Source organism: Dyella terrae, assembly GCF_022394535.1.
In the GTDB taxonomy this organism is placed as follows: Bacteria; Pseudomonadota; Gammaproteobacteria; order Xanthomonadales; family Rhodanobacteraceae; genus Dyella.
This window is the reverse complement of sequence record NZ_CP089414.1, coordinates 285,164-297,950: the sequence shown is the minus strand read 5'-3', so window position 1 is coordinate 297,950 and position 12,787 is coordinate 285,164. Positions and strand designations below refer to the sequence as shown.

The following is a 12,787-nucleotide window of genomic DNA, read 5'->3' as shown; positions in this document are numbered from 1 at the left end:
GCGATGATCGCGGCATGCAGACTTTCTTCTGGCACGACTACGAGACGTTTGGCGCCGACCCTTGGCGTGACCGCCCGGTGCAGTTCGCCGGCATCCGCACCACGATGGAACTGGAGGTCGTGGGCGAGCCGGTGATGTTCTTCGGCAAACCGCCTGAGGAGATGCCGCCGCACCCCGAGGCCTGTCTGATCACCGGCATCACGCCGCAACAGGCCGAGCGCGAGGGCTGCCTGGAGTCGGACTTCGCAGCGCGCGTACATGAGCAGTTGGCCCAGCCAGGTACCTGCGGGGTGGGCTACAACTCACTGCGTTTCGACGACGAAATTGGCCGCCAGCTGTTTTATCGGAATATGTTCGAGCCTTACGGCCGTGAATGGGAGAACGGTAACTCTCGCTGGGACCTGATCGACCTCGTGCGCATGTGCCAGGCGCTGCGTCCCGAAGGCATCGAGTGGCCCAAGCGCGAGGATGGCTCGCCCAGCTTCAAGCTGGAACACCTGGCCACCGCCAACCATCTTCGACAGGAGCGCGCGCACGACGCGTTGTCCGACGTCTATGCGCTGATCGACCTGGCCCGCCTGATCCGCGTGCGCCAGCCACGCCTGTGGGATTGGTATTTCAACCTGCGGCGCAAGCAGCGCGTGTTCGAAATGCTCGACGTGGTGGCGATGACGCCGGTGGTACATGTGTCTTCCCGCTACCCGTCCAGCCGGCATTGCCTGGCCGTGGTCGCACCGTTGGCTGCGCACCCGAGCCGGCCGGCGGAGATCATCGTGTACGACCTGGCGAACGATCCATCCGAGCTGCTGGCATTGGACGAGGATGAGATTGCCGACCGTGTATTTACCGCACGGGCCGATCTGCCCGAAGGCGTCGAACGGATTCCGCTACGCACCGTTCGCGCGAACCGCTCGCCAGCGCTCGCTCCGCTCTCCACGCTGAAGGGCGTGGACCTCGAGCGCCTGCAGATCGATCTCGACCGCGTGCACGCGCACCGCGACATGCTTGCCTCTGCCGAGGGGCTGGCGGCCAAGCTTCGCCGCGTGTTCCAGCGCGGGGCCGACCTGCCACCACCGCAGGATCCGGAGCTGGCGCTGTACGGCGGTTTTCTGCCAGATGCGGACAAACGTCTGCTGGCGGACATCCGCGCAACGCCGCCAGAGCACTTGGGCCAGCGCAGCTTTCCATTCCGCGATTCGCGTTATCCGGAACTGCTATTCCGCTACCGTGCACGCAACTGGCCGGAAACCCTCAACCTTGAAGAACAGGCGCGTTGGCAGGCCTTCTGCCGTGATCGGCTGACCCGGCCCACACCCTTGACGAACCTGACGCTGGACCAGTATTTCGCCCACATCGCCGCGCTGCGTGCGGATGACGCCCACCGAAACAAGCTCGGCATTCTCGACCAGTTGCAAGCCTGGGGCGAGATACTGGCTGCCGACATCGCCCTTCTCTCCGCCTGACCACTGACATCATGGCCAAGACTTACTTTTCGCCCGCCACTTTCCGTTTCCTGCGTTCGCTGGATCGCAACAACAACCGCGAGTGGTTTCATGCTCACAAGGCGGAGTACGAACGCGACGTACGCGATCCATTCCTCGCGCTGATCACCGACATCCAGGCGCCCATTGCCAAGATCAGCAAGCACTACCGTGCCGACCCGCGCAAGAGCGGCGGTTCGCTGTTCCGCATCTACCGCGATACGCGCTTCTCCAACGACAAGCAGCCGTACAAACCGTGGCAAGGCGCGCGCTTCTTCCATGAACGCCGCCACGAAATCCCTGCGCCGTCTTTCTACGTGCATATCCAGCCGGGCGACTGCTTCGCGGGCGGTGGCATCTGGCATCCGGAGTCCGACGCGCTGAAGAAGATCCGCGAGTTCCTTGCCGACAACCCCGAGGCCTGGAAGCGCGCGACGCGCAGCAAGGCCTTCCGCGATCATTTCCAGTTCTGGGGTGAATCGCTTAGTCGCCCGCCGCGCGGGTTCGACGCCACGCACGAGCTGATCGATGACATCAAGCGCAAGGATTTCGCCTGCGGTGAAGGCTTCGACGAAAAGCTGGCCTGCTCCGCCGAGTTGCTACCGTGGCTGGTGGACACGTACAAGCGCGTGTCGCCGATGATCGACTATCTGTGTGCGTCGCAGGAACTGGATTTCTGACGATAGGGAGGACAAAGCGAGCCTCAGCTCGCTTCGTCCGCTGGCTTTAGCCCCGGCCGCTGCTTCGCGAGCTTGCGCAGCAAGACCGCGAAATTCTGCAGGTCTGCATGCCACGGTGAGGCCTCGCGCCAGTACAGCGCAATCTCGCGCCCTGGCGCCTGACCCTTGAGCTTGGCGAGCACCACGTTGGGCATGGAAGCGAGGCGGTCATGGGCCAGTGCCGGCACGAGTGCATAGCCTCCTCGCAGTTCTACCAGGGCAGCCAAGCTCTCCAGGCTCACGTCCTGCACGTGACCGCCGCCGAGCACATCCTCGCAATGGCTCTCGGTCATCAGCGTGGCATCGCTGGCTTCGAGTTGCTCGATGCCCACGCTCCGCTTGCCGGCGAGCGCATGATCGGCGCGAAACATCACCTCCCAGGGCTCGAAGAACAGCGGGCGCATTGCCACACCGCTCATCGGCGGAACGCGTGGAGCGAGCACAGCGTCGAGCTCACCTTCGTTCAAACGACGCAACAGGCCGCGCGGCTTGCCTTCGGATAGGCTGAGCCGGGTACCAGGGAAATGCTGGGGAAACGGCCCGATCAGATGGGGAAGCAGATAAGGGCCCAGCGATGCGGGCACACCCAGGCGTAGCTCGCCACCAAAGGCAACCTCACCAGCGCGGGCGACCTGTTGCAGGTGTTCGGCGGCGGCGAGCACGGCGTCGATCTGTTCGAGCAATCGCTGACCACCCGCCGTCGGCACGATGCGCCGCCCTCCGCGCTCGAACAGCGGCGCCCCCAACGCCTGCTCTACCTTCTGCACCTGATGCGAAAGGCCCGAAGGACTGATGTGCATGGCGCGCGCGGCACTATTGAAGCTGCCATGGCGGCGCACCGCCTGCACCAACATCAGGTCGCGCAACGAGACTACCGATAAGTGGGAGGAGATCATCCGCTGCCTGTCGACTTGATGGAAATACGTGACGAAGCATAAACGACAAAGCCCGGCACTGTGCCGGGCTTTGTCGTTTGTAGAGGATGACACCGAGAGTTTAGCCGGAATGGCCATCAGCCCGGATTTATGCAGGCAAGGAGCGGTTGTGGCTGGCGATGCCTTCATAAAAGGCGTTGAGCTCTTCGATGGTGACATTCAGCCATGGGGTAATAACGCTGATGTGATCTTTGCCGGTGAGTGTGGGATGAACGTACCAGACTCCCTTCTTGGGTTTCTCGGTGTTGCCGGCCACCACGGCTTCGTGTGCATGACCAAACGGGTACTGGGCCGATGGCACGGGAACGGCACCATCGTTCGGGCGCCAGGCATCAGCACCACCTGGCAAATCACGCTCATTCTTGCCGATCAAGACACCGCCCAGCTTGAGCGCAGGATTCATGTTAGGCGCCGGAAGGCGCACTCCGAAAGGCCCCTCGAACGTGCCATCTACAGCATAGGAGCTGTAGTAAACATCCGGCGACGTGAGCACCAGTGCGTTCTGAAAGTGCGCAGCAACCAGCGACAGGTCATAGGCGCAGCAATCGTTGGTCTTCCAGATCTTGCTGCCAAGGCAGCGGCGAATGTACTCCGCGAACCCCTCGCCTTTTTCACGCTCAAGCCCCCACTGCTGCAAAGAGAAATCAAAGATGGGTTCGTTCTCTGCAAGGCCGGCGGTCGACGCAGCCGCATGCAGCAAGTCGGCAATGAGCGCCCCCATGTCATCGGCGACTGGAGTGCCGTTATGTACGCCGGCCACGGATGTAAGGCTGTGCACCCAGCGCTTGCCGCCTTTGAAAAGATCGGACGAAGGCGCCTCGTGCGAGCCAGGCACAAAGGCCACCTCGTCAGCGTCGCCGTGCTCAAGCAACTGGATCAGCGTGCGTGACGTCGGACCACCCTGGCTGTGTCCGATCAAATGCACTTTGTTGGTTTCACTCCACTGCGGAAACACACCGGGATAGCTGCGCCCATAGCGCGAATGGCCGTAGCGGGCCGAATGAACGGCACCATAGTCGACCATGCCTCCACGCAAAAATGCATAGAGCTCACAGGCTCGATCCCAGTTGCTGGAGATCGGTCCCATCGAAGCGACGAAGGTCTCATACCCCTTACTCTTCAGATACTCCTGGATATCGCCCTTGAGGCCGCCCCAGTAGCGGAAATACTGGCCGAAGATTTCATCCTTGCCCCAGCCGCACATGCCATGCACTAACACGTTGGGGTAGTTGTTACGGGATGAATGGTTTGGGGTCTGGGCGTGCGATGGGGTCCGTTTTTGCGTCCGGGTAGAGGCGCTCTTCTTGGTTGCGGTGTGTGCAGTCTTCTTTGCCGTCGGCATGTTTTTGCCCCTTCAGTGCCGTGAGGTCGAACAGGCACCGTAGCAGCCTAATCCTCAAGAAGAAGACCGGAAAACTCTGTTTTTTGCCGCCCTTTTCAACAAAAAAAGGCCGACTTATCGCCGGCCTTTTTTACTGTTTTTTTGACTCCACCGATCAGACAGGAACGGCGGCGGCTACCTCGGAGTAATCCTTGATCTGGTCGAAGTTCATGTACTTGTAGATCTTGTCGCCATTGGCGTTGATCACGCCTACGTCAGTCATGTACTCATCCTTGGTCGGGATCTTGCCCAGACGCGAGCAGATCGCGGCCAGTTCGGCCGAACCCAGGTACACGTTGGAGTTCTTGCCCAGACGGTTGGGGAAGTTGCGGGTAGAGGTGGAGAACACCGTAGCGCCCTCGCGCACCTGCGCCTGGTTGCCCATGCACAGCGAGCAACCCGGCATTTCCATGCGGGCGCCAGCGGTGCCGAGTACGCCGTAATGGCCTTCCTCGGTCAGCTGCTGCTGGTCCATCTTGGTCGGCGGGGCCACCCAGAGCTTGGTCGGGATGTCGCGCTTGCCTTCCAGCAATTTCGACGCGGCACGGAAATGACCAATGTTGGTCATGCACGAACCGATGAACACTTCATCGATGGTGGCGCCAGCCACGTCGCTGAGCGTCTTCACATCATCCGGGTCGTTCGGGCAAGCCACGATGGGCTCGTGCACGTCAGCCAGGTCGATCTCGATGACCGCAGCGTATTCAGCGTCTGCATCGCGGTCCAGCAACTGCGGGTTGGCGAGCCATGCTTCCATCGCCTTGATGCGGCGCTGCAGGCTGCGCGGGTCCTTGTAGCCCTGGGCGATCATGTACTTCAGCAGCGTGATGTTGCTGGTGATGTATTCGATGATCGGCGCCTTGTCCAAATGCACCGTGCAACCGGCAGCCGAACGCTCGGCCGAGGCATCGGATAGCTCGAACGCCTGCTCCACCTTGAGATTCGGCAGACCTTCGATTTCCAGGATGCGGCCGGAGAAGATGTTCTTCTTGCCCTGCTTGGCAACGGTCAGCAGACCCTGCTTGATGGCGTAGAGCGGGATCGCGTTGACGAGATCACGCAGCGTGACGCCCGGCTGCAGTTCGCCCTTGAAGCGCACCAGCACGGATTCCGGCATGTCCAGCGGCATCACGCCCGTGGCGGCGGCGAAGGCCACCAGGCCCGAGCCCGCCGGGAAGGAAATACCGATCGGGAAACGCGTGTGGCTGTCGCCGCCGGTGCCGACGGTGTCGGGCAGCAGCATGCGGTTGAGCCAGCTGTGGATCACGCCGTCACCCGGACGCAGCGAGATGCCGCCACGGGTGCTGATGAATTCCGGCAGCGTGTGGTGGGTCTTCACGTCCACCGGCTTCGGATAAGCGGCGGTATGGCAGAACGACTGCATGACGAGGTCGGCCGAGAAGCCCAGGCAGGCCAGGTCCTTCAGCTCGTCGCGGGTCATCGGGCCGGTGGTGTCCTGCGAACCCACCGAGGTCATCTTCGGCTCGCAGTAGGTGCCCGGGCGCACGCCCTGGCCTTCCGGCAATCCGATGGCACGACCCACCATCTTCTGCGCCAGCGTGAAGCCCTTGCCCGTATCGACAGGCTGCTGCGGCAGACGGAACAGCGTAGAGACCGGCAGACCCAACGCTTCGCGCGCCTTGGCGGTGAGGCCACGACCGATGATCAGCGGAATGCGGCCACCGGCGCGCACTTCGTCGAACAGCACGTCGGACTTGACCTGGAATTCGGCGATGACTTCGCCGTTCTTCAACGCCTTGCCGTCGCACGGACGCAGCTCGACGACGTCACCCATCTCCATATGGGACACGTCGAGTTCGATCGGCAGCGCGCCGGCGTCTTCCATCGTGTTGTAGAAGATCGGGGCGATCTTGCTGCCCAGGCACACGCCACCGAAACGCTTGTTCGGGATGAAGGGGATGTTCTCGCCAGTGAACCACAGCACCGAGTTGGTGGCGGACTTGCGGCTGGAACCGGTGCCGACCACGTCACCGACGTAGGCAACCAGGTGACCCTTTTCCTTCAGAGATTCGATGAAGGCGATGGGGCCGCGCTTGCCGTCTTCTTCCGGCTGGAACGGTGCGCCGTCGCGCTTGTTCTTGAGCATGGCCAGCGCGTGCAGCGGGATGTCCGGGCGCGTGGTGGCGTCCGGCGCCGGCGACAAGTCATCGGTGTTGGTTTCGCCCGGCACCTTGAACACGGTGATGGTCAGGCTTTCCGGCACTTCGGGTTTGCTGGTGAACCACTCGGCGTCGGCCCAGCTCTGCAGCACGGCCTTGGCGTTGGTGTTGCCCTTGTCGGCCTTTTCCTTGACGTCGTGGAAGGCGTCGAACATCAGCAGCGTGTGTTTGAGCGCATTGGCGGCGACGGTGCCGATCTGTGCGTCGTCGAGCAGCTCGATCAGCGGATGGATGTTGTAGCCGCCCAGCATGGTGCCGAGCAGTTCGGTGGCCTTCTCGCGCGAAATCAGCGCGCTCTTTTCGGTGCCGAACGCCACGGCCGCCAGATACGACGCCTTGACCTTGGCCGCATCGTCCACGCCGGCCGGGACGCGGTTGGTGATCAGATCAACGAGGAACGCCTCTTCACCGACAGGCGGATTCTTCAGGAGCTCGATCAGGTCGGCGGTCTGCTGGGCCGACAGCGGCAGCGGCGGGATTCCCAGCGCGGCGCGCTCGGCGACATGTTGGCGGTAGGCGTTAAGCATGTGGTCTCGTCCGGTGAACTAGAACAAAGAGGCAGCGAGCAGTTGTTTGCACAACCGCGGCGGAGGTCGCCCGAGGGGATGGTTCCGCGTGGCCGCTACCGGCGCTCGACAAGACGCAAGGTCTTGTCGACATGCCGTTTTGGGCGGCATTACAACGCGCTATTTTGCCAGCCGAGCCCCTGGTGCCGCAACGCAAGACAACGCTTCCGGCAGCGTTCGAAATCTTGGCATGCCGCACACCACGGCGCGTTGCCTGGTGGTGATGTCGAGCTTTGCCATTGCCTGAATCGACAGTTCAGGTGCGGGCGGTTTCCGCTACAACGCTTTGAACCTGTTCGCGCAGCCAGCGCAGGCCGGGGTCGGCGTGATTGCGCGGATGCCAGCCCATCTGCATGGAGAAACCCTCGATTTCCAATGGTGGTGCCAACAGTGCAACCCGGTTTGTCCAGAACTGAGCAACGCGACGCGGCACCGTAGCCACCAAGTCACTCGCCTCCACCAGAGAGGGAAGCAACAAGAAGCTGGGCGTGGATACCATCACGCGGCGGCGGCGCCCGACGTGGGCCAGCATCTCGTCGACGACACCTTCGAAGCCGCCGCCACTGGGTGACGTCAACACATGCAGCATCTCGCAGAACTGATCCAGGCTGAGCGGCTTTTTCGCTGCCGGATGCCCTTTGCGCAGCACGCAGACGAACGACTCGCGATATAGCTCCCGACACTTGAGTGATTCCGGCATGGATGTCGATGGCGCAAGGAGCAGGTCGATCTCGTTGCTGCTCATGAGTTCCGGCAGGTTCTGCTGGGAGGACGGCAACAACGCCAACCGGCACGCCGGTGCGGACGCCTGTAGGCGACGCAGCAAACCGGGAGCTACGACGGAGTGCGCCGAGTCCGCCGCACTGACTCGCCAGATGCGGCTCGACGCTGCCGGATCAAACCCTTTTTGCTCGACGACCAGCGCGGTCAGTTGCGCCAGGTAATCGCGCAAGGATTCCTGCAGCGCCAACGCGCGCGGCGTCGGCAGCATGCCCCGCGGGCCGCTGGGCACCAGTAACGGGTCATTGAACAGCGTACGCAACTGCTTGAGCTGACTGGAAAGCGCCGGTTGTGACAGATGAAGCCGCGCAGCGGCGCGGGTGACGTTGCGCTCGACCAGCAGCACGTCCAACGACCGGAGCAGATTGAGGTCGAAACGCCCGAGCGACATGGATGCCCCATAAGTATCTAATCAATGGATAGTATCCATCACTACAATCCATTTTACGGATTCCACGGACAAACCCATGCTGTTCCACATGCCGGCACCTGTCGTCCGGAATGGTGGAGTCATCATGGAAAATCTTAAAAATCAACGCATTCTGATCATTGGCGGTAGCTCCGGCATGGGTCTGGCCTGTGCACGGCGCCTAGCCTCGAAAGGGGCTCACGTCATCATCGCCAGCCGCTCGCAGGCGAGCCTCGACGCCGCCCTCACCACCGTCCCGGGCAGCGCCAGCGCCCATGTCGTGGACTTCTCCAGCGAGTCCTCACTGGAAGCACTGTTCACCGCCGTCGGACGCATCGATCACCTGGTCCTGGCCGCCTCCAGCAGTGCCGCATGGGGTCCGTTCCGCGACGTCAGCGGTGCGGTCTTGCTCAAAGCCTTCGAGCAGAAAGCGCTGGGTTACTGGCAATCCATTCGGGCCGCGCTGCCTCACCTGCGCAAGGACGGCTCCGTCACCCTGTTGTCGGGCACGGCCTCGCGCACGGCACTCATGCACACCGCCGGGCTGGCGGCGATCAACGGCGCCATCACGCAGATGGGGCAAACCCTGGCCATGGAGTTGGCACCGCTGCGCGTGAATGTGGTTTCGCCAGGGTTGATCGACACGCCTGCTTACGATCACTTGTCGCACGAGGCCAAGACCGCTCTGTTCGATGGCATGATCAAGGACCTTCATGTCGGTCGGGCGGGCACATCGGAAGAAGTGGCGCAGGCTATGGAGTTCGTCATCACCAACGACTTCACCACAGGCGCATTGATCGACATCGATGGCGGTTCGCGCTGACGGCGCGCCGTCGAAACTGCACACAGGCCTGCATCGTCAAACGGCACGCGAAGCCAACGCTTCGTGTGCCGTCGTTTTTTTGCTCACGCCGAGTCACTGAAAGTCATCCCTACGCCAGCAACAAGCCGGACAAGGAAGACGCAAACCCCTGCGCTCCCGGCAGCCACGCATCATGCTTCCGCGAGCGTGCGAAATCTTGCAACGCAAATATGGCGCAATCCCCGATCGGGTCTCTTGCGCGATACGGCTTTTGTCCCAAACTGAATGGCAGCGCCCGTCAACGAAGAGGTTGATCACCGAAGGCCCTCCTCCGCCATATCCGCCGCAACCGGCTCGATAAGCGACCCAGGCCTTTGCAATTCCCCTCACGTTCCGTGCCTTAGGATCACTTGGGATGTTCTTAACTATTCCATATAGGCGTCACCAGCTCTGTCTGTCCGCAGATGGGTGTTGCGACGATGAAGGCAGGCTGGCGGCCTGTCGAATCGGCGCGACGCACAGCTGCGGACAGACAGAGCCGGCCTTCCGGGTGATCTCTAGATAGCCCGCAGGGCGCGACGCGCGTCTTGCCCAGGCAACCAGCCTGGGCTGCGCCACGCCTCACACCCTGCGGGCTATCTGGAGTCATGCCGCCCATATGGAATAGTTAAGAGCATCCCTGCTACGCGTTCGCGCGTTCGCCAGACTCACGCAACAGGAGTTAGCCCCATGCTGGATTCATTCGCCACCCGCGACACCCTCACTGTCAACGGCAGCCAGTACCAGATCGCCAGCCTGACCAAGCTCGGCCAGCGCTTTGACCTCAAGACCCTGCCCTTCTCGCTGAAGATCCTGCTGGAAAATCTGTTGCGCCACGAGGATGGCGTCAACGTCACGGCCAAGGAAATCGAGGCCGTAGCCAACTGGAACGCCAAGGCGGAGCCCGACACTGAGATCGCCTTCATGCCGGCGCGCGTGGTGTTGCAGGACTTCACCGGCGTGCCCTGCGTGGTCGATCTGGCCGCCATGCGCGATGCGGTGGTGAAGCTGGGCGGCGACGCCAAGCAGATCAACCCATTGGCCCCTGCCGAGCTGGTGATCGACCACTCGGTGCAGGTGGACGTGTATGGCTCAGAATCCGCGCTGGAGAAGAACGTCGAGATCGAGTTCCACCGCAACCAGGAGCGCTACGCCTTCCTACGCTGGGGCCAGAAGGCGTTCGACAACTTCAAGGTGGTGCCGCCGCGCACCGGCATCGTGCACCAGGTGAACCTGGAGCATCTCGCCCGTGTGGTGTTCACCGCGGAAAAGGGTGGCAAGCAGTGGGCCTATCCGGACACCGTGTTTGGCACCGACTCGCACACCACCATGATCAATGGCATCGGCGTGCTGGGCTGGGGCGTGGGCGGCATCGAGGCGGAAGCCGCCATGTTGGGACAGCCGTCGTCCATGCTGATTCCGCAGGTGGTGGGCTTCAGGCTGACCGGCAAGTTGTCCGAGGGCGTCACCGCTACTGACCTGGTGCTCACCGTCACTCAGACGCTGCGTAAACTCGGTGTGGTGGGTAAGTTCGTGGAGTTCTTCGGTAGCGGCCTGAAGCATCTGGCACTGGCCGACCGTGCCACCATCGGCAACATGGCCCCGGAATACGGCGCTACCTGCGGCATCTTCCCCATCGACCAGGAAGCGCTGAACTATCTGCACCTGTCTGGCCGCAGCGAAGAGCAGATCCGGCTGGTGGAGGCCTATGCCAAGGCACAGGGCCTGTGGCACGACGAAAACGCCGTGGAGCCGCGCTTCACCACGACGCTGGAGCTCGACCTCGCCGAGGTGAAGCCCTCGCTGGCCGGCCCCAAGCGCCCGCAGGACCGTGTGTTGCTAGAAGGTGTGCAGAAGAGCTTCCATGACGCAGTGGGCCCGTTGACCGCCAACCGCCGCCCGCGCAATGACGATACCTCGGCCTTCATCGCTGAAGGCGGCTCGGCAGCCATTGGCAACCCGGCCAACGACATCACCGACAGCGGCGTGCGCGTGGAGAAGGACGGTGAATCGTTCAAGCTCGGCGACGGCGCCGTGGTGATCGCTGCCATCACGTCCTGCACCAACACCTCCAACCCCAGTGTGATGCTCGGTGCCGGTTTGCTCGCCAAGAAGGCCGCCGCCAGGGGCCTGAAAGCGCAGCCGTGGGTGAAGACCTCTATTGGTCCTGGCTCCAAGGTGGTCACCGACTACCTGGAGAAGACCGGCCTGCTGAAGGAGCTGGAGAAGGTCGGCTTCTTCATCGTCGGCTACGGCTGCACCACCTGCATTGGCAACTCCGGCCCGCTGCCGCCCGAAATCAGCAAGGGCATTGGCGAGGGTGATCTGGCCGTGGCCTCGGTGCTGTCGGGCAACCGCAACTTCGAAGGCCGTGTGCATCCGGAAGTGAAGATGAACTACCTGGCCTCGCCGCCATTGGTGGTCGCCTATGCACTGGCCGGCACGCTCGACGTCGACCTAAGCAAGGATCCGCTGGGCACCGGCAGCGATGGCAAGCCGGTGTACCTCAAGGACATCTGGCCGACCAACCAGGAAATCTCGGACCTTGTGGGCAGCGCCCTCAATCCCGAGATGTTCGAGAAGAGCTACGCCGACGTGTTCAAGGGCGACTCGCGCTGGAATCACATCGCCTCGCCCGATGGCGACGTGTACAAGTGGGACGACTCCACCTACATCAAGAACCCGCCCTACTTCGAAGGCATGAGCAAGGAGCCGGGCTCCATCGAAGACGTTCACGGCGCCCGCGTGCTTAGCCTGTTCGGCGACTCCATCACTACCGATCACATCTCGCCAGCCGGCTCGATTAAGAAGGACAGCCCGGCGGGCCGCTTCTTGATCGGCAAGGGTGTGGAGCCGAAGGACTTCAACTCCTACGGCTCGCGCCGCGGCAACGATGACGTGATGGTGCGCGGTACCTTCGCGAACATTCGCATCAAGAACCTGATGCTCAACGGCGTTGAAGGTGGCTATACGCTCTATGTGCCCAACGGTGAGCAGATGGCCATCTACGACGCGGCCATGAAGTACAAGGCCGATAAGACGCCGCTCGTGGTCATCGCCGGCAAGGAATATGGCACCGGCTCGTCGCGCGACTGGGCGGCCAAGGGCACTCTGCTGCTCGGCGTAAAGGCAGTGATCGCGGAAAGCTTCGAGCGCATCCACCGCTCCAACCTGGTGGGCATGGGCGTGCTGCCGTTGCAGTTCGAGGACGGCCAGAACGCCCAGTCGCTGGGCCTGACCGGCAAGGAAACCTTCGATATCACCGGCCTGAACGGTGGCGAGTCGAAGACCGCCAAGGTCGTTGCCACTGGCGAAGACGGCAAGAAGAAGGAGTTCACCGTGAAGGTACTGCTGCTCACACCGAAGGAGCGCGAGTTCTTCCGTCACGGCGGCATCCTGCAGTACGTGCTGCGCCAACTCGCAGGGAAGAAGGCGGCCTGAGTGTCAGGTAAGCGCCAATAAGCAAGAGGAAAACGCCGCCAACGCGCGGCGTTT

The 12,787-nt window shown here is 62.4% G+C and carries 8 protein-coding genes; 4 read left to right on the top strand and 4 right to left on the bottom strand.

Annotated features, from left to right (window positions below; translation table 11 throughout):
* The first annotated feature begins 14 nt into the window (after positions 1-14).
* Both sbcB and DYST_RS01330 read left to right on the top strand, forming a co-directional pair.
* Positions 15-1,463, top strand: coding sequence for an exodeoxyribonuclease I (sbcB, locus tag DYST_RS01335; RefSeq protein ID WP_239949500.1), 1,449 nt, complete (start codon positions 15-17; stop codon positions 1,461-1,463).
* An 11-nt stretch (positions 1,464-1,474) separates the two neighbouring features.
* Positions 1,475-2,161 (top strand): DUF2461 domain-containing protein, encoded by a 687-nt coding sequence (locus tag DYST_RS01330; protein ID WP_102304880.1) that lies wholly within the window; start codon positions 1,475-1,477, stop codon positions 2,159-2,161.
* Between the two features lie 23 nt (positions 2,162-2,184).
* On the opposite strand, the gene DYST_RS01325 is transcribed toward DYST_RS01330, so the two are convergent.
* From DYST_RS01325 to DYST_RS01310, 4 genes are all read right to left on the bottom strand, one after another.
* A complete protein-coding gene (locus DYST_RS01325) occupies positions 2,185-3,096 on the bottom strand; it encodes a LysR family transcriptional regulator (protein WP_239949498.1) in 912 nt (303 codons plus the stop codon).
* 127 nt (positions 3,097-3,223) lie between these two features.
* Positions 3,224-4,477 (bottom strand): esterase/lipase family protein, encoded by a 1,254-nt coding sequence (locus DYST_RS01320; protein ID WP_239949496.1) that lies wholly within the window; start codon positions 4,475-4,477, stop codon positions 3,224-3,226.
* Between the two features lie 154 nt (positions 4,478-4,631).
* Entirely contained in the window at positions 4,632-7,223 is a 2,592-nt protein-coding gene (locus tag DYST_RS01315; protein WP_239949494.1) for a bifunctional aconitate hydratase 2/2-methylisocitrate dehydratase, read from the bottom strand.
* A gap of 295 nt (positions 7,224-7,518) precedes the next feature.
* Positions 7,519-8,433 (bottom strand): LysR family transcriptional regulator, encoded by a 915-nt coding sequence (locus DYST_RS01310; protein ID WP_239949492.1) that lies wholly within the window; start codon positions 8,431-8,433, stop codon positions 7,519-7,521.
* A gap of 124 nt (positions 8,434-8,557) precedes the next feature.
* On the opposite strand from DYST_RS01310, the gene DYST_RS01305 reads away from it, so the two are divergent.
* Both DYST_RS01305 and acnA read left to right on the top strand, forming a co-directional pair.
* Positions 8,558-9,274, top strand: a complete 717-nt coding sequence (locus DYST_RS01305; RefSeq protein ID WP_239949491.1) for an SDR family oxidoreductase — start codon at positions 8,558-8,560, stop codon at positions 9,272-9,274.
* A gap of 708 nt (positions 9,275-9,982) precedes the next feature.
* The gene (gene acnA / locus DYST_RS01300; protein ID WP_239949490.1) at positions 9,983-12,733 is read left to right on the top strand and encodes an aconitate hydratase AcnA; all 2,751 of its coding nucleotides are present in this window, start codon (positions 9,983-9,985) and stop codon (positions 12,731-12,733) included.
* Positions 12,734-12,787: the final 54 nt, after the last annotated feature.

What these genes read in the sequence shown, in the direction of transcription:
- sbcB (WP_239949500.1), top strand. Translation starts at nt 15, where the DNA reads ATGCAGACTTTCTTCTGGCACGACTACGAGACGTTTGGCGCCGACCCT.
- DYST_RS01330 (WP_102304880.1), top strand. Translation starts at nt 1,475, where the DNA reads ATGGCCAAGACTTACTTTTCGCCCGCCACTTTCCGTTTCCTGCGTTCG.
- DYST_RS01325 (WP_239949498.1), bottom strand. Translation starts at nt 3,096, where the DNA reads ATGATCTCCTCCCACTTATCGGTAGTCTCGTTGCGCGACCTGATGTTG.
- DYST_RS01320 (WP_239949496.1), bottom strand. Translation starts at nt 4,477, where the DNA reads ATGCCGACGGCAAAGAAGACTGCACACACCGCAACCAAGAAGAGCGCC.
- DYST_RS01315 (WP_239949494.1), bottom strand. Translation starts at nt 7,223, where the DNA reads ATGCTTAACGCCTACCGCCAACATGTCGCCGAGCGCGCCGCGCTGGGA.
- DYST_RS01310 (WP_239949492.1), bottom strand. Translation starts at nt 8,433, where the DNA reads ATGTCGCTCGGGCGTTTCGACCTCAATCTGCTCCGGTCGTTGGACGTG.
- DYST_RS01305 (WP_239949491.1), top strand. Translation starts at nt 8,558, where the DNA reads ATGGAAAATCTTAAAAATCAACGCATTCTGATCATTGGCGGTAGCTCC.
- acnA (WP_239949490.1), top strand. Translation starts at nt 9,983, where the DNA reads ATGCTGGATTCATTCGCCACCCGCGACACCCTCACTGTCAACGGCAGC.